The sequence below is a fragment of the Brucella pseudogrignonensis genome, from assembly GCF_002252525.1.
In the GTDB taxonomy this organism is placed as follows: Bacteria; Pseudomonadota; Alphaproteobacteria; order Rhizobiales; family Rhizobiaceae; genus Brucella; species Brucella pseudogrignonensis.
Genome location: NZ_NNRM01000003.1, coordinates 104,401 through 121,621, shown reverse-complemented (window position 1 = coordinate 121,621; position 17,221 = coordinate 104,401). Strand labels below are relative to the sequence as shown.

Below are 17,221 nucleotides of genomic sequence, written 5' to 3'. Positions count from 1 at the left end.
AACTGTGCCAATGCAGCACCTTGCAATAAGTCTCGGTTGCAAGTGTCGATGAAGGGCTTAAAATCAGATCATGACGCCCTACATATGAGGGCAGGCAGGCCAGATAGTTGGGCATTCGGGTGTTAGGTTTAATGAGGCATTTTAATCCAGTCATGCAGAGCAAGACCAACGGCGGGAACGGACCGGATAACGGTACGGTTGTGGTCACGCGCACGCAGCCTAAAACCAAGAAGCCAAGCCTCTATCGTGTCCTGCTTCTCAATGATGACTACACTCCTATGGAGTTTGTCATTCATGTCCTGCAGCGGTTTTTTCAAAAGAATATGGACGACGCAACTCGTATTATGTTGCATGTTCATAACCACGGTGTCGGTGAGTGCGGCGTATTCACTTACGAAGTTGCCGAAACCAAGGTTAGCCAGGTCATGGATTTTGCCCGCCAAAACCAGCATCCATTACAATGTGTAATGGAGAAAAAGTGAGGTCATATGCCATCGTTTTCTCCCAGCCTTGAAAGGGCGCTGCATCAAGCGCTTACCATCGCGAACGAGCGGCATCACGAATATGCGACGCTCGAACACCTCTTGCTTGCCCTGATCGACGATCAGGATGCGGGCGCAGTGATGCGCGCCTGTAACGTCGATCTCGAGCATCTCAAACGGATCGTGACCGATTATATCGACCGTGAGCTGGACAATCTCGTCACCGGCTATGACGAGGATTCCAAGCCGACGGCAGCTTTCCAGCGCGTGATCCAGCGCGCCGTGATTCACGTCCAGTCTTCCAACCGCGAAGAGGTTACCGGTGCGAATGTGCTGGTTGCCATCTTTGCAGAGCGCGAAAGCCATGCTGCCTACTTCCTGCAGGAGCAGCAGATGACGCGCTATGATGCCGTCAATTATATTTCGCACGGCATTTCAAAACGCACGCAGAGCAGCGAAACGCGTACCCCGCGTGGCGCTGAAAGCCCGAGCGAAGAACGTACGAGTGTGGAGCCGGAAGAAGGCGCAAAGAAAAAGCAGGATGCGCTTACTGCCTATTGCGTCAATCTGAACGAGAAAGCCAAGTCCGGTCGTATCGATCCGCTGATCGGTCGTGACAGCGAGATCAGCCGCACCATTCAGGTTCTCTGCCGTCGCTCCAAGAACAATCCGCTTTATGTGGGTGATCCGGGCGTTGGTAAAACCGCAATCGCCGAAGGTCTGGCAAAGCGAATCGTGGAAGGCGATGTGCCTGAAGCGCTTGCTGATGCCACGATCTTCTCGCTCGACATGGGTACGCTGCTTGCCGGTACACGTTATCGCGGTGATTTCGAAGAGCGTCTGAAGCAGGTCGTAAAGGAGCTCGAAGAATATCCGGGTGCGGTTCTGTTCATCGACGAAATTCACACTGTCATCGGTGCTGGCGCGACTTCCGGCGGTGCGATGGATGCATCGAACCTGCTAAAGCCAGCGCTTTCTTCGGGTGCAATCCGTTGCATTGGTTCGACGACATATAAAGAATATCGTCAGTTCTTCGAGAAGGACCGCGCACTGGTGCGTCGTTTCCAGAAGATTGATGTCAATGAGCCATCGATTCCGGATGCGATTGAGATCATGAAAGGTCTGAAGCCGTATTTTGAAGACTTCCATAAAGTCAAATATACGGTTGATGCTATCAAGTCGGCTGTGGAGCTTTCCGCACGCTATATCTCCGACCGCAAGTTGCCCGACAAAGCCATCGACGTGATCGATGAAACTGGTGCAAGCCAGATGCTTCTGCCGGAAAACAAGCGCAAGAAGACCATTGGCGTCAAGGAAATCGAAGCAACCATTGCCACCATGGCGCGGATACCGCCGAAATCTGTTTCGAAGGATGACGAGCAGGTGCTCGCACATCTTGAATCGGAACTGAAGCGCGTTGTGTATGGTCAGGATCTGGCGATTGAAGCACTTTCCTCTGCAATCAAACTTGCCCGCGCAGGTTTGCGGGAAGCAGACAAGCCAATCGGCTCCTATCTGTTCTCCGGCCCAACAGGTGTCGGTAAGACGGAAGTCGCCAAGCAGCTTGCTTCTTCGCTGGGCGTCGAACTGCTTCGTTTCGACATGTCGGAATATATGGAGCGTCACACCGTATCGCGTTTGATCGGTGCCCCTCCAGGATATGTCGGCTTCGATCAGGGTGGCCTTCTGACCGATGGTGTCGATCAGCATCCGCATTGCGTGCTGTTGCTCGACGAAATCGAAAAGGCGCATCCAGACCTCTACAACATTCTGTTGCAGGTTATGGATCATGGCTCGCTCACCGATCACAACGGCAAGAAGATCGATTTCCGCAACGTGATTCTGATCATGACCACCAATGCCGGTGCCGCCGATATGGCAAAGGCTGCGATTGGTTTCGGTTCGACACGGCGCGAAGGCGACGACATGGAAGCGATCAACCGGCTGTTCACGCCGGAGTTCCGCAACCGTCTCGACGCAATCGTTCCATTCGGTCCGCTGCCGGTTCCGGTCATTCATCAGGTCGTTCAGAAGTTCGTGCTGCAGCTCGAGGCACAACTTGCAGAACGTGGCGTGACATTCGAACTGACCGAGCCTGCTATCGCTTGGCTTGCTGACAAGGGTTATGACGAGCGCATGGGCGCGCGTCCGCTGGCTCGTGTGATTCAGGAACACATCAAGAAGCCATTGGCCAATGAAGTGCTGTTTGGCAAGCTCAAGCATGGCGGTACAGTTCGCGTCGATGTGACGACAAAGGACGACGGCAAGACCGATCTTGCTCTTGAGACTGTTTCGGACAAGCCGGTTACTCCGAAGAAGGATATTCCGGCTGAAAAGAAGCAGCCCGTGCGCAAGAAGGCAGCACCGAAGAAGGCTGAAAAGGAAAAGGTTCTGGCTGGCAAGGATGAGGCCGCGCCAAAACCTGCCACCAAGGCTTCGACGGCGAAATCGTCGGTTCCTAAAGTGCCGCGTAAGAAATAAGAACTTAAAAAGGCCCTTCACATGAAGGGCCTTTTTTATTGACTGCATTTGCGGCTGAAAAACCGCTTCGCACTTTTGCTGGAAATGCTTTAGTTTGAAGCATGTCTTCGAGTCTTTCCCCCAGTTCCGACCAACAGTCAGCAGAGCAATCTGGCCATCTTGGCTGGTTTTTTCGCGGTACGCGCCGAATAGTGAGCGTGCCTGCCATTTTACTGATGAGTTCTTTTATTGGCTTTTCAGGGCTGGCAATTGAAAGCGGCATAACAGCTGGGCAGGCGGTGTTTATGACACTGACCATTTGGGCTCTGCCTGCAAAGGTGGTGCTCATTGGTGCGATCAGCGCCGGGGTATCAATCCCAGCAGCGGCCTTGGCTGTCGGGTTGTCTTCTGTTCGCCTTATGCCGATGGTGGTGGCGCTTTTACCGGAATTGAAAGGCCCAAAGACACGCAAGCTGACACTTGCGGCCCTATGCCATTTTGTGGCGGTGACGGCCTGGGTCATGGCAATGGAAGAGCTGCGTAACGTGCCGCGCAATATGCGGACCAGCTATTTTGCAGGCATCGGCACTGTTCTTGTCGGCACGAATGCGCTTGTGGTCGCCTTGGTTTATATGCTGTCGGCATCTTTTCCACCTGTAGTGTTTGCAGCGCTTTTCATGCTCACGCCGATGTATTTTCTAACGTCTCTCTGGAGATCGGCGCGCGAACGGGCAGGGCAGATTGCGATGGTTTCGGGCATCGTACTTTTCCCGATCTTCCACCAATTTGCACCAGGCTATGATCTGCTTCTGACTGGTATTTTCGGCGGGCTGATTTCATTCGCCTTTCACCGCTCGCGCAAGGCGAGCAAGGAGGCTCTGCAATGAATTGGGGCAGCTATTCCGCTTGGTGGTGGCCGTTTGTATTCATCCTGCTTGCAGGAGCACTTCCAACATACATCTTCCGCGTCATGGGAGTGGTTGTCGGTGGCCGGGTACGTGAGGATTCGGAGGTTCTGGTGTTTGTGCGCTGTGTTGCGACGGCACTCGTTGCAGGCGTGATCGCACAGCTTATTCTGTATCCGAACGGGGAGCTCGCAAACTCCCCGATGTGGCTTCGTGTTGGATCGGCAGCTGCCGGATTCGTCGCTTATCTTATCGCGGGTAAGCGCTTGCTTGTCGGTATTGTGGTGGCAGAAGCGCTGCTGATTGCCGGATTGTTGAGCTTATAAAGACGATTCTTATCAAAGTGCTGCGCGGATTTTCTCAGCATTTGCTGCAAGAACAGCCGCGTCTTCCATTTTTCCGGTATGAGGCTTCAGTTCTACACCTTCAAAACGCGGGATGACATGGAAGTGCAGGTGATAAACTGTCTGGCCTGCTGCCGGTTCGTTAAACTGAATGACAGTGACGCCATCCGCGTCAAAAGCCTTCTTCACGGCATTTGCGATCTTCTGCACGGCTTTGATGGCTTCGGCGAGCGCTTCCGGCTTTGCGTCAAGCAGGTTGCGTGAAGGGGCTTTTGGAACAACCAGCGTGTGGCCGGTTCCCTGTGGCATGACATCCATGAATGCCACAACATCATCCGTTTCATAAACGCGCGTTGACGGAATTTCGCCGCGCAGGATTTTTGCAAAGATGTTGTTGTCATCATAGGTGGCGGACATGCTGTTCTCTCCAGTTCAGTCTCTTATTCGGTTGTTATCGTCATGCCTGCTTGAAGGGCGTGTGCTCTTCCAGTGCTGCATGTATCTGATCAACTTCTCGCCGTTCACGTTCCAGATAATCGCTGACAGCGCGGCGGAAACCTTCATGCGCAATATAGTGCGCGGAATGGGTCGTAACAGGCACATAGCCACGCGCAAGCTTGTGCTCTCCCTGCGCACCTGCTTCCACAACCCGTAATTTGCGATCAATCGCGAAGTCTATCGCCTGATGGTAGCAAACCTCAAAATGGAGGTATGGGTGATCCTCGATGCAGCCCCAGTGACGTCCATAAAGTGTATCGCTGCCGATGAAATTGATCGCACCGGCAATGTAACGACCATTACGTTTCGCCATGACCAGCAGGATATCCTGCGCCATCGTTTCGCCAATCAGCGAGAAAAACTTGCGGTTGAGATAGGGGCGGCCCCACTTGCGGCTGCCTGTATCAACATAGAATTCATAAAAGTCATCCCAGACCGCTTCCGTCAACTCCTTGCCGGTCAGCCAGTCGATTTCGATGCCTTCTGAAAGCGCCTCTCGGCGTTCTTTTTTGAGAGCTTTGCGTTTTCTCGACACAAGCTCATTTAGAAAATCATCATAATCGGAAAAGCCATTGTTTATAAAATGAAACTGCTGATCGGTTCGATGCAGAAAACCGGCTGCTTCGAGCGATGAAATCTCGGTCTGAGGCGCGAATGTAACGTGAGCAGAAGAAGCGCCTGTCTGATCAGTGAGTTGCCGCAGCCCCGTCGCGAGAGCAACCTGGATGGCCTCTGATTCAAACTCCCGATGGTGAAGCAGGCGCGGGCCGGTTGCGGGTGTGAACGGAACTGATGCCTGAAACTTGGGGTAGTAACGCCCGCCTGCGCGTTCAAAAGCATCTGCCCAGCCGTGGTCGAATACATATTCGCCCTGACTATGGCCTTTCAGGTAATTGGGAATTGCCCCGATAAGATACCCCTGATCGTCCTCGAGGCGGAGATAGTGAGGCAACCAGCCAGCCTGTTGTGACACGGAGCCTGATTGTTCCAGCGCCAGAAGAAATGCGCGGGAAATAAACGGGTTATAATTGCCATCCTGCCGGGAAGTTCCGGCAAGATGGTTCCATTCGTCTTCCGAAAAGTCGCCAACGCTTTCAACGATGCGAAGAGCGAAGCTTTGCTCAGTCTGCTTCTCGTCGTCACTCATGGCGAAATGTCCTGTTAAGCGACCATTGCGCGCGGATCGAAGCCTTCAAAGGTGATCTGATCCACGTTGAGATCGCTATGCTTTTTCATTTCTGCATCGCGTACTGTCCAGCTGATAACCGGAAGGGCGAGCTTTTCACGAACGAAGCTGACGAATGGGTTCGGCAGGTGATGCACATTATAGGATACGAAGGAAATCTGATGCGCGAGCATTGAGAAATGTGCTTCGAAATCCTTTGTACGCGTGCCTTCTGCGGTCAGGCCTCCCGGGATGCCGGGAGCGTCGCTTGCAAACAGTCGAACCAGATGATGGTCGAAAGACATGATTGCAGCTTGGCCCTTATAAGAAGCGAGTTCTTTTGCAACAGCCGCCACGAGACCATCGTCGCGGCCTTCAATGCCCTTCAGCTCAATCACGACAGGCACGCGGCCAGCAATCAGATCAAGCATCTGTTTGAGCGTTGGCGCGCGATCAGCGGTGCCGCCAATATGAAGCTCAGTAGCCTCTGCGAGCGTCAGATCGCTGATACGGCCTTCGCGCCCGGTAAGGCGCTTGAGGTCATCATCATGAAACACGATGACGCCGCCGTCTTTGGTCAGATGCACGTCGCATTCAATTGCAAAGCCAGCTTTCGCTGCTGCATCAAAGGCTGCGAGTGTGTTTTCCCACCGCTCTTTATTGAGATCGTGGAGGCCACGATGCGCAATTGGCTGTTTCTTGAGCCATTCAGGAGATGACATTATGCAACCTCGATGATTGCTTCGATTTCAACCGGTGCATTCAGCGGCAGGCTTGCAACGCCGACAGCTGAGCGGGCGTGTTTGCCAGCATCGCCAAGGACAGCGACGAGAAGATCTGATGCGCCATTGGCAACCAGATGCTGTTCAACGAAATCAGCTGTCGAGGAAACGAATACGGTGATCTTTACGATGCGCTTGATCTTGTTCAGATCGCCAAGAGCAGCCTTTGCCTGTGCGAGAATATTGACGGCGCAGGCGCGTGCTGCGGCCTGGCCGTGAGCAACCGTCAGCGCATCGCCGATCTGACCAGTGTGAATGAGCTTGCCGTTTTCCAGTGGAAGCTGGCCCGAAGTCAGCAACAGAGGGCCGGTTTGCGCGAAAGGCACATAGTTTGCAGCCGGTGCTGCAGCTTCCGGTAAAGATATACCCAGATTTTTAAGACGGCTGTCGATTGTGTCGGTCATTCCATTAATCCTTGCTAACTTAATGCCTTTCGCACCCGATACATTAAATAGAATCGGTGAAGCTTTTGGGGAGGGTGCGTTTTTTGCCTCGCTTCCGCCACGAGTTTTTTTATCATGCTCCTCAATAGATCGGGAGATTCATGTATGCGTTTTTTGAGAATGACATTTGCGGCGACTGGAGCGGCAGTTTGTGTTTGGGGTGGTTCGGCAACGATTGCCAATGCTGCTTCGACGGTAACGTTGGTTCCGCATCGCGCAGTGTATGATCTCACATTGGATCGTGCCGATGAGAAATCCGGGATTAGTGGCCTGACGGGGCGTATGGTCTATGAGTTCAATGGCTCGGCTTGCGAAGGCTATACGACGAATTTTCGTTTTGTGACGCGCATCGATATGGATGAGCAGCCGCAACGCGTGACCGATCAGCAGACGACAACGTTTGAAAGCGGCAACGGCAAGGATTTCCGTTTCGTCAACAAAACCTTCGTTGACAAGGAACTTGTCAAGGAAGTTCGTGGCGATGCCAAGGTTGCAGATGGCAAGACTCTTGTTGAACTGACCAAGCCGAAGGAAAACAAGCTTGATCTCAGGGCGACGCAGTTTCCGACGATGCATATGGAAGAGCTGATCGCCAAAGCGGCAGCTGGTGAAAAATTTTATCAGACTTCTCTTTATGATGCGTCGGAAGATGCGGACCGCGTTGTCTCGACGACGGTTGTCGTTGGCAAGGAGCAGGAAGCCAAGAACGACGAAACCAAAGCCATGGGCAAGTTTACGAAGGACAATGTCTGGCCGGTGACGATCTCCTACTTCGACGACAAGGAAAAACAGGACGGTCTTCCAATCTATCGCATCAACTTCAAGCTTTACAAAAACGGTATCACCCGCGACTTGACTATGGATTACGGTGATTTCTCCATGCGTGGAAAGCTGGTTAAGCTTGATGTCTATGATGACAAAGCACCCAAAGCGGATTGCAAATAGGTCGTTTGCCACAGCCTTTGGCGTTATAATGGTCGCAAGGCTTGCATTTATTGGCGTGTTGGTTTAACAGCGCGCCTATTCCACACACGGGATTGGGCTTTTGCAGGGAGAAATCCTGCCTCAGCCTCCGGTGGCGAGCAATCGCCTCAGTCCGTGGAGGTTCAACCGGAAAAGGAAAATACAGATGGCATTGCCTGAATTCAGCATGCGTCAGCTTCTGGAAGCTGGTGTTCACTTTGGTCACCAGACCCACCGCTGGAACCCAAAGATGGCTCCTTACATCTATGGCGACCGCAACAACATCCACATTCTTGATCTGTCCCAGACCGTTCCTCTGCTGCACAACGCGCTGAAGATCGTTTCGGACACCGTTGCTCGCGGCGGTCGCGTTCTGTTCGTTGGTACGAAGCGCCAGGCTTCGGACATCATCGCTGACGCAGCAGCTCGTTCGGCTCAGTACTACGTCAATGCACGCTGGCTCGGCGGCATGATGACCAACTGGAAGACGATCTCGAACTCGATCCAGCGTCTGCGCAAGCTCGACGAAATTCTCGCTGGCGACGCTCAGGGTTACTCGAAGAAGGAACGCCTGAACCTCGAACGCGAACGCGAAAAGCTTGACCGCGCTCTCGGCGGCATCAAGGACATGGGTTCGGTTCCTGACCTGATGTTCATCATTGACACCAACAAGGAAGCAATTGCTATCCAGGAAGCCAAGCGTCTTGGTATTCCAGTTGTTGCGGTTATCGATTCGAACTGCGATCCAGACCAGATCGATTTCCCAATCCCAGGCAACGACGACGCTGCACGCGCTATTTCGCTCTATTGCGATCTGGTTGCTCGCGCTGCTCTCGACGGTATTGCACGTCAGCAGGGCGCTCTCGGCATCGACGTTGGCGCACAGGCTGAAGCTCCTATCGAGCCAGCTCTCGAAGCTCCAGCTGAAGGCGCATAATCAGCGCTCATGAATTTCATCCATCCGTCACATGACGGGTGGATAACTTCATTCGTTCCGATGCAATGAGCGTCGGTTAAAAGTTGGCACACCCATTCGGTGTGCCTTCGCTTTCGTGAAAGGCGACACAATGAGCATTTCCGCATCACAGGTTAAAGAACTCCGCGAACTGACCGGCGCAGGCATGATGGACTGCAAGGCAGCGCTTGCTGAAACCAACGGCGACGTAGAAGCCGCTGTTGATTGGCTGCGCGCCAAGGGTATCGCTAAGGCTGACAAGAAGGCTGGCCGTACGGCTGCTGAAGGTCTGGTTGGCGTTGCTGCTTCCGGCAACAAGGCTGTTGTCGTTGAAGTCAACTCCGAAACCGACTTCGTTGCTCGTAACGACGCTTTCCAGGATCTCGTCCGCAAGATCGCTCAGGCTGCTCTTTCGACCGATGGTTCGTCTGAAGCTGTTGCTGAAGCGAACATCGACGGCAAGTCCGTTACGCAGGTTGCTAAGGACGCAGTTGCGACCATTGGTGAAAACATCAGCTTCCGTCGTTCGGCAGCTCTTGAAGTTTCCAAGGGTGCAGTTGCTACCTACATCCACAACGGTGTTTCGGATGGCCTCGGCAAGCTCGGCGTTCTCGTTGCAATCGAAACCGAAGGCAATGCAGAAGCTGCAAGCGCATTCGGTCGTCAGGTTGCGATGCACGTTGCTGCTATCAACCCACTCGCTCTGACCGCTGCTGACGTTGATCCAGCTGCTGCAGAACGCGAAAAGGCGATCTTCATTGAGCAGGCTCGTGAATCGGGCAAGCCAGATGCAATCATCGAAAAGATGATCGAAGGCCGTATGCGCAAGTTCTATGAAGAAGTTGTTCTTCTTTCGCAGGCTTTCGTTATCAATCCTGATCTGACTGTTGAAGCTGCCCTCAAGGAAGCTGAAAAGTCGATCGGCGCTCCTGCTAAGATCACTGGCTTTGCACGTATCGCTCTCGGTGAAGGCATCGAGAAGGAAGAAAGCGACTTCGCTGCTGAAGTTGCTGCTGCAGCCAAGGGCTAATTCGTCTTTTCATCTGAAAAGGCTTTTGATTATGAAGGGCATCGCGTGACAACGCGGTGCCCTTCGTGTATCGGAACCCCAATACTAACAGTTGATCACAATCTGCGGAGAACACTCCATGTCCGTTAAGTCCGCCTATAAACGCGTTCTTTTGAAAGCCTCGGGCGAGGCATTGATGGGCAGTCAGGGCTTTGGCATCGATGTTTCGGTTGCTGACCGCATTGCCAATGATATCAAACAAGCGCGGGAGCTTGGTGTTGAGGTGGGCGTCGTTATTGGTGGCGGAAATATTTTCCGTGGCGTAGCGGTTGCATCCAAGGGCGGCGATCGCGTGACAGGCGACCATATGGGGATGCTTGCCACTGTGATCAATTCGCTGGCGCTGCGTACTTCGCTTCACAAGATCGGCGTGGATGCGGTTGTTCTCTCCGCCATAGCAATGCCTGAAATTTGCGAGAGTTTCTCGCAGCGACAGGCAACTGCTTATATGGACGAGGGCAAGGTTGTGATCTTTGCAGGCGGCACGGGCAATCCTTTCTTCACGACAGATTCTGCGGCAGCTCTGCGTGCAGCTGAAGTGGGCGCCGATGCGCTTCTTAAAGGTACTCAGGTTGACGGCATCTATTCCGCCGATCCGAAGAAAGACCCAACCGCAACGCGATTTGACGCGCTTACGCACAAGGAAGTTCTTGATCGCGGGCTTGCCGTCATGGATACAACGGCGGTCGCCCTTGCACGCGAGAACAACATTCCGATAATAGTCTATTCCATCCATGAAAACGGCGGCTTGGCCGAAATTCTACAAGGCAAAGGACGCTGCACGATCGTTTCCGATAATTGATCGGCGTATTGATCGTTTGTCTTGTCGCGCACTGAAGGAGAACATGCATGAGCGATGTTTTTGACATCAACGACCTGAAGCGACGCATGGAAGGCGCAGTTAATGCCCTGAAGCATGACCTTGGTGGTCTGCGTACGGGTCGCGCTTCTGCAAGCTTGCTCGAACCAATTACGATTACGGCTTACGGATCTGAAATGCCGATCAATCAGGTTGCCAATATTACGGTACCTGAATCGCGTATGCTGTCAGTTTCCGTATGGGATAAGACCATGGTTGGCGCTGTAGAGCGTGCGATTCGTGATTCCGGTCTAGGCCTTAATCCGATTACTGACGGTATGACGTTGCGTATTCCTTTGCCGGAGCTCAACGAACAGCGCCGCAAGGAACTGGTCAAGATTGCGCATCAGTATGCGGAACAGGGTCGTATTGCAGTCCGTCACGTTCGTCGTGACGGTATGGATACGCTGAAGAAGCTCGAGAAAGACGGCGATATCAGCCAGGATGACAGCCGTGGTCTTTCTGAGAAGGTTCAGAAGCTCACCGATGATACGATCGCTGAAATGGATAAGATCGTTTCGGTCAAGGAAGGCGAGATCATGCAGGTCTAGTTTCCTGATTTTGGAGCGCGCGAATTCTTTTTTTAGAAAAGTGCGGCTTTGAAAGCATGGGCTACTAGAAACAAGTTGTTGCCAGTGTCTGGTAAGTTATGAAATTCTGATTGTGTTTTTCAAAGCGCTACAGATTTATGACGTTAGGCACTGGCTGTGCATGATTTACCAATGAGGAGAGCTTCGCCATGTCCGATCCGCGCCACATAGCCATTATTATGGATGGCAATGGCCGTTGGGCGAAGGCACGCGGTTTGCCGCGCAGCGCCGGTCACAGGGCCGGTGTCGAAGCTTTGCGTGAGACGGTGAGGGGCGCTGGCGACCGCGGCCTTGGCTATCTTACCCTCTTTGCATTCTCGTCAGAAAACTGGTCGCGCCCAAGCGGTGAAGTCGGCGATCTCATGGGATTGCTGAAGCTTTTTATCCGCCGCGATCTTGCCGAACTGCATCGTAATAATGTGCGCGTGCGCATTATTGGTGAGCGCGAAGGGCTGGCCGCAGACATTTGCAGCCTGCTTGGCGAAGCGGAATCTCTGACCCGCCATAATAGCGGCCTTAACCTCATTATCGCTTTCAATTATGGTTCTCGCGATGAAATCGTCCGCGCGGTGCAAAGCCTTGCGCGTGATGTGGCGGCTGGCCGTCTTGACCCATCATCGATTTCTGCGGAGCTGATCTCCGCCAATCTGGACACGGCCGGTATTCCCGATCCGGATTTGATTATCCGTACCAGTGGCGAAATGCGCCTGTCTAATTTTCTGCTTTGGCAGGCAGCCTATGCAGAATTTCTGTTCGTTCCTGGCCACTGGCCAGACTTCAAGCCTGCCGATCTTGATGCGGCTTATGAGGTCTTCCGTCAGCGCGAGCGCCGTTTTGGTGGTGTAGAGGTGCGTGACAAGCTCGAAGAGTGTTCACCTGCAATCGAATGCACTTCAGCAAAAGGTGCAGCGGTTTGATGCGGCCAGGCAGCATAGAGTGCCGTGCGGCCGGTGGGGCGCACAAAGGCCGCTCTAACAGTTTAGGTTAGCCGAAAGGTATCAATGTCAAATCTGCAAACTCGCATTCTGACCGCCATCGTTCTCGGCGCTGCAGCTCTCTGGCTGACCTGGGTAGGCGGACTGGGGTTCACGCTCTTTTCCATCGCGATCGGTTTGGCGATGTTTTATGAGTGGACGGAACTCAGTGCGACAAAGCAGACGTCCTTTTCCCGCCTCTTTGGCTGGGCTTGGCTTATTCTCACCTTTATTCTTCTTGTGCTTGATCGTAGCGCGCTGCTGACTATCGGGGCGCTGCTTGCAGGTTCAATTGTTCTTCTCGTAACACAGTGGAAGACCGGACGTGGTTGGCCCGCTGCTGGCCTCTTTTACGCCGGTTTTTCTGCAATTTCGCTTTCGCTGCTTCGAGGCGATGAGCCGTTCGGTTTCACAGCTATCTGCTTTCTTTTTGCCGTCGTATGGTCCACCGACATCGCAGCCTATTTCAATGGGCGCGCTCTGGGCGGACCAAAACTGGCGCCGCGTTTTTCACCAAACAAGACATGGTCTGGGGCTTTGGGCGGCGCGGCTGCTGCAGTTGCGGGTGGTATTCTGGTTGCGTCGCTCGTTGCACCTCCCGGAAGCTGGGTTGTGCCATTGCTGGCATTGCTGCTGTCGATTGTTTCGCAGATTGGCGATCTCGCAGAATCATGGGTGAAGCGTCAGTTCGGTGCAAAGGATTCTGGCCGCCTTCTGCCAGGACACGGCGGCGTTCTGGATCGGGTTGACGGACTTGTTGCGGCTGCTGCACTTTTGTACATCTTTGGTGCGATTATTGCCGAGCCAGATGTTCCGTCTGCAATTTTCTTTAGTTTCTGATGCGTGTGAATTCGTAGGAGTGGTGATTTGCAGGAGGCTCTGGCCTTTTTTATCGGCAGCGAAAGTCTGCTTGTAGGAACGATAATTCCATTTCTATTTGTACTGACGGTTGTCGTCTTTGTGCATGAAATGGGCCACTATCTCGTTGGACGCTGGTGCGGCATCGGTGCGAGTGCCTTTTCCATCGGCTTCGGACCCGAACTGATCGGTTTCACCGACAAGCATGGCACGCGTTGGAAGCTTTCTGCGATTCCGCTCGGCGGCTACGTGAAGTTTTTGGGTGATGAAAGCGCCACAAGCTCACCTGTGGGTGTGGATAACTCCAATCTCAGTGCAGAAGAACAGAGCAGGGCATTTCATACCCAGCCTGTCTGGAAACGTGCCGCGACTGTTTTTGCAGGTCCCGCCTTCAACATCATTCTTACGGTTGTCATCTTCAGCGTGTTCTTTGCGCTTTATGGTCGGCAGATCGCTGATCCGCTTGTTGCTGGGGTTCAGCCGGGTAGCCCGGCTGCCGAAGCTGGTTTTGAGCCGGGCGACCGCTTTGTCAGTGTTGAGGGACAGAAAATCACAACTTTCTCCGATGTTCAGCGGATAGTTTCTGGTCGCTCAGGTGATGAGTTGGACTTTACCGTTGAACGCGGCGGCAAGATGGTCGATCTGAAAGCGACACCTGCCCTTGTCGAACGTACTGATCCGCTGGGTAACAAGGTCAAGATGGGTGCTATCGGCGTGGAAACTACGCAGGCGGTCGGTAATTTTCGACGCATTGAGTATGGTCCGCTCGAATCAGTAGGGCAGGCGATAGTCGAAACCGGTCACATCATCAGCCGAACTGGTGAGTTTTTTCAACGCTTTGCCGTTGGCCGTGAAGATAAGTGCCAACTCGGCGGTCCAGTGAAAATTGCCAATATGGCGGGCAAAGCCGCAAGTCAGGGATTCGACTGGCTTATCCAGCTGACAGCCATGCTTTCTATTGGTATTGGGCTTTTGAACCTGTTTCCATTGCCACCATTGGATGGCGGACATTTGGTTTTTTATGCTGTGGAAGCAATCAAGGGCAGCCCAGTGTCTGTTGGGGCACAGGAAATTTTTTATCGTGTTGGGTTCCTCGTTGTGATGGGATTCATGGGGTTCGTACTTTTCAACGACCTGTTTGCCTGCTAGATCACTGTCCGGCTGGCAAACGGGGAGCCGGGTCGCGCTGCTGATTGGCGAGACTCTCCACCGTAAGGAGCGCAACGTGTGGCGGAAGCCGTACGGAGGCGTTAATCAGAAATGAACATTGGGAGTGAGGACTGGAAAAGCGTAGTGATCTGTTTACCATAACAGTTAAATCGCGTGGCGCGGATGCCACGCCGGTTGTTTAAGTAAACAGTTTTTAACCGCGACGCTTGCTTGTATAGAAAAACCGGCTATTACGGTTGTATCTATACGTGCATTTCTGGGAAATTCGCCCCGGGGACAGAAAGAAACGAAGGTTCGGAAAGCCTATGACGGCAAGTTCTAAATTCTTTGGCGCCGCTTCAGCGCTCGCCATGTCGGTGGCTCTTGTAGCTTCGGGTACTGCTGCGCTCTCTCTGGCATCGATCAATGCTGCTGAGGCTGCGGTCGTCAATCGCATTGAAGTTCGCGGTAATACGCGCGTCGATGCTCAGACAATCCGTGACAACATCGACATTCGCCCGGGCAAAGCTTTCAACAGCAATGATATTGATGCTGCTGTTAAGCGCTTGTTCGCAATGGGGCTGTTCTCGGACGTGCGCATCAACCAGTCGGGTGGTTCGCTGATCGTTCAGGTGAGCGAGCGCCAGGTTGTGAACAATGTTCTCTTCCAGGGCAACAAGAAGGTCAAAGATCCTGATCTGGCTCGTGCTGTTCAGCTTAAAGCCCGTTCGCCGTTTGATGCGGCAACGATGGAAGCTGATAAGGAAGCCATCAAGGGTGCATATGCTCATATCGGCCGCAGCGATGCGACTGTAAACGCTCGCACTGTTGATCTCGGTCAGGGTCGCGTGAACGTGGTTTATGAAATCACTGAAGGTTCGCGCACGAAGATCGCCAGCATCAATTTCGTTGGTAACAGCGCATACAGCGCCCGTCGTCTGCGTGACGTGATCTCCACAAAGCGTTCGAACCCGCTTTCGTGGCTGACCCGTAATGACGTTTACGATGAAGGCCGTCTGCAGGCTGACGAAGAAACGCTACGCCGCTTCTACTACAATCGCGGTTATGCAGATTTCCGCGTACTGTCATCGAATGCGGTTCTGAATCCATCGACCAACGAATACGAGATCACCGTTACGGTTGATGAAGGTCAGCGCTATACCTTTGGTAATGTCAGCGTCGAAAGCACCGTTGATGGCGTTGATACGCAGTCGCTCGGTCATTTGGTCAAGACCCGCGAAGGTAAGCCTTACAGCGCCAAGGAAATCGAAGACTCCGTTCTTGCGGTTACCGAAAACGTTGCTGGTAGCGGTTACGCTTTCGCCAAGGTTGAGCCACGCGGCGACCGCGACTTCGACAATCACACAATCTCGGTTGTTTATAGCGTTGATCAGGGTCCACGCGCTTACGTTCAGCGCATTGAAATCCGCGGCAACGACAAGACGCGCGACTACGTGATTCGTCGTGAATTCGACATGAACGAAGGCGACGCCTTCAATCAGGTCATGGTTCAGCGCGCTAAGCGCCGTCTTGAAGCTCTCGACTTCTTCCAGACCGTCAATATCTCGACTGCTCCAGGCTCCGAGCCAGATCAGGTTATCCTGGTGGTTGACGTTGTCGAAAAGTCGACCGGTGAGTTCTCGATCGGTGGTGGTTACACGACCGGCGGAGAATCGCCAGGTGCGCAGGTTGAAGCTGCGATTACCGAGCGTAACTTCCTTGGCCGTGGTCAGTTTATCCGAATCAGTGCTGGTGCAGGTCAGGACGAAATGCGTAACTACGCACTGTCGTTCACTGAGCCTTACTTCCTCGGTTATCGCATGTCGGCCGGTTTTGACGTATTCCGTCGTTCGTACCGCGTAGACAACGGTGGTCGTTATGACGTTCAGCAGACGGGTGGTACGATCCGCTTCGGCCTGCCGATTACTGACAACTTCTCGGCTGGTCTGGCCTATAACCTGGTTCAGGAAAAGTACGACCTGTACGTTTCTGACCAGAATGGCAATCCAGATCCTAACTATTATGCTCCAGCACTTATTGAAGCTGCTGAGCATAGCCCATGGCTGCGTTCGTCGATCAGCTACTCGCTGACGTATAACTCGATCGACGACATGAAGAACCCACATGAAGGTCTTTATGCCAAGTTCACGCAGGAATTCGCAGGTCTTGGTGGCGACGCGAAGTATCTGAAGACGACTTTCAAGGGTAACTACTACACCACGCTTATGCAGGAAGCCGACATTGTCGGTATGCTGGGTGTCGGCGGTGGTTACATTCACGAATTTGGTAGTGACGGCGTTCGTATCTTCGATCTGTTCAAGAACAACACCGACATTATCCGCGGCTTCAAGTTCAACGGTATTGGTCCTTATCAGGATGCTGCTAACGGCAACCGTTACTGGATGGGTGGCACCACCTACTTCAGCGGTACTGCTGAAGTTCAGTTCCCGATGCCGCTCGTTCCAGAAAGCCTTGGTATCCGTGGTGCTCTGTTCGCAGACGCTGCAACCTTGTACGGAAACGATACCCCGGGCGTCTTGGGCGATGACAAGAAACTCCGCGCTTCGGCTGGTGTGAGCTTGATGTGGGCTTCGCCGTTCGGTCCGCTGCGCTTCGACTATGCGTTCCCGATTGCAAAGGCTGACACCGATAAGGTTCAGAATTTCAACTTTGGTGTTTCGACCAAGTTCTAATAGATTTGCCTTTTCCCGGGGCAGACATGCCC

17 protein-coding genes and 1 pseudogene are annotated in these 17,221 nt (G+C 53.2%); 13 read left to right on the top strand and 5 right to left on the bottom strand.

The annotated features are described in order from the left end of the window. Nucleotides 1-131 precede the first annotated feature (131 nt). Both clpS and clpA read left to right on the top strand, forming a co-directional pair. Complete coding sequence (clpS, locus tag CEV34_RS00950) at nt 132-482, top strand: ATP-dependent Clp protease adapter ClpS (protein WP_171380119.1); 351 nt, start codon at nt 132-134, stop codon at nt 480-482. Nucleotides 483-488: 6 nt separating this feature from the next. Beyond that, nucleotides 489-2,963, top strand: a complete 2,475-nt coding sequence (gene clpA, locus CEV34_RS00945; RefSeq protein ID WP_079211962.1) for an ATP-dependent Clp protease ATP-binding subunit ClpA — start codon at nt 489-491, stop codon at nt 2,961-2,963. 4 nt (nt 2,964-2,967) lie between these two features. Here clpA and CEV34_RS26910 read toward each other — a convergent pair whose 3' ends face one another. Next, entirely contained in the window at nt 2,968-3,261 is a 294-nt protein-coding gene (locus tag CEV34_RS26910; protein WP_171380041.1) for a hypothetical protein, read from the bottom strand. Here CEV34_RS26910 and CEV34_RS00940 point away from each other — a divergent pair. After that, the gene (locus CEV34_RS00940) at nt 3,179-3,829 is read left to right on the top strand and encodes an AzlC family ABC transporter permease (RefSeq protein WP_105519163.1); all 651 of its coding nucleotides are present in this window, start codon (nt 3,179-3,181) and stop codon (nt 3,827-3,829) included. The two genes, CEV34_RS26910 and CEV34_RS00940, sit on opposite strands and share 83 nt — an antisense overlap. Further along, a complete protein-coding gene (locus tag CEV34_RS00935) occupies nt 3,826-4,173 on the top strand; it encodes an AzlD domain-containing protein (protein WP_007875225.1) in 348 nt (115 codons plus the stop codon). The genes CEV34_RS00940 and CEV34_RS00935 overlap by 4 nt, the downstream gene beginning before the upstream one ends. 12 nt (nt 4,174-4,185) lie before the next feature. Here the strand turns inward: CEV34_RS00935 and CEV34_RS00930 are convergent, their stop codons facing one another. The 4 genes from CEV34_RS00930 to CEV34_RS00915 are packed head-to-tail and all read right to left on the bottom strand — an operon-like array spanning nt 4,186 to nt 7,040. Next, nucleotides 4,186-4,608: an HIT family protein gene (locus tag CEV34_RS00930; protein ID WP_007875222.1), complete on the bottom strand. Its 423-nt coding sequence runs from the start codon at nt 4,606-4,608 to the stop codon at nt 4,186-4,188. Between the two features lie 40 nt (nt 4,609-4,648). Continuing rightward, the gene (locus CEV34_RS00925; protein ID WP_007875220.1) at nt 4,649-5,836 is read right to left on the bottom strand and encodes a GNAT family N-acetyltransferase; all 1,188 of its coding nucleotides are present in this window, start codon (nt 5,834-5,836) and stop codon (nt 4,649-4,651) included. Between the two features lie 14 nt (nt 5,837-5,850). Next, entirely contained in the window at nt 5,851-6,576 is a 726-nt protein-coding gene (locus CEV34_RS00920; protein ID WP_007875218.1) for a glycerophosphodiester phosphodiesterase, read from the bottom strand. Beyond that, nucleotides 6,576-7,040 (bottom strand): RidA family protein, encoded by a 465-nt coding sequence (locus CEV34_RS00915; protein ID WP_007875216.1) that lies wholly within the window; start codon nt 7,038-7,040, stop codon nt 6,576-6,578. Before CEV34_RS00915 ends, CEV34_RS00920 begins: the two co-directional genes overlap by 1 nt. 144 nt (nt 7,041-7,184) lie before the next feature. On the opposite strand from CEV34_RS00915, the gene eipB reads away from it, so the two are divergent. The 9 genes and pseudogenes from eipB to bamA all read left to right on the top strand — a co-directional run bounded on the left by eipB (nt 7,185) and on the right by bamA (nt 17,189). Beyond that, nucleotides 7,185-8,024 (top strand): cell envelope integrity protein EipB, encoded by an 840-nt coding sequence (eipB, locus tag CEV34_RS00910; protein ID WP_007875215.1) that lies wholly within the window; start codon nt 7,185-7,187, stop codon nt 8,022-8,024. Nucleotides 8,025-8,208: 184 nt separating this feature from the next. Then, on the top strand, nt 8,209-8,979 hold the full coding sequence (gene rpsB / locus CEV34_RS00905; RefSeq protein ID WP_007875213.1) for a 30S ribosomal protein S2: 771 nt from the start codon (nt 8,209-8,211) through the stop codon (nt 8,977-8,979). Nucleotides 8,980-9,109: 130 nt separating this feature from the next. After that, nucleotides 9,110-10,027, top strand: a complete 918-nt coding sequence (gene tsf / locus CEV34_RS00900; protein ID WP_007875211.1) for a translation elongation factor Ts — start codon at nt 9,110-9,112, stop codon at nt 10,025-10,027. Nucleotides 10,028-10,145: 118 nt separating this feature from the next. Beyond that, complete coding sequence (gene pyrH, locus CEV34_RS00895) at nt 10,146-10,868, top strand: UMP kinase (RefSeq protein WP_007875209.1); 723 nt, start codon at nt 10,146-10,148, stop codon at nt 10,866-10,868. A gap of 47 nt (nt 10,869-10,915) precedes the next feature. Then, nucleotides 10,916-11,476, top strand: coding sequence for a ribosome recycling factor (gene frr, locus CEV34_RS00890; protein WP_007875208.1), 561 nt, complete (start codon nt 10,916-10,918; stop codon nt 11,474-11,476). 173 nt (nt 11,477-11,649) lie between these two features. Then, nucleotides 11,650-12,432 (top strand): annotated as a pseudogene (locus CEV34_RS00885) (isoprenyl transferase); the annotation flags it as partial. Nucleotides 12,433-12,516: 84 nt separating this feature from the next. After that, complete coding sequence (locus CEV34_RS00880; RefSeq protein WP_007875204.1) at nt 12,517-13,329, top strand: phosphatidate cytidylyltransferase; 813 nt, start codon at nt 12,517-12,519, stop codon at nt 13,327-13,329. 27 nt (nt 13,330-13,356) lie between these two features. Further along, nucleotides 13,357-14,496: an RIP metalloprotease RseP gene (rseP, locus tag CEV34_RS00875; RefSeq protein WP_007875202.1), complete on the top strand. Its 1,140-nt coding sequence runs from the start codon at nt 13,357-13,359 to the stop codon at nt 14,494-14,496. 326 nt (nt 14,497-14,822) lie between these two features. Further along, nucleotides 14,823-17,189 carry an outer membrane protein assembly factor BamA gene (bamA, locus tag CEV34_RS00870; RefSeq protein ID WP_094543133.1) on the top strand — a complete coding sequence of 789 codons (2,367 nt, stop codon included), beginning with the start codon at nt 14,823-14,825 and terminating at the stop codon, nt 17,187-17,189. Nucleotides 17,190-17,221 lie beyond the last annotated feature (32 nt).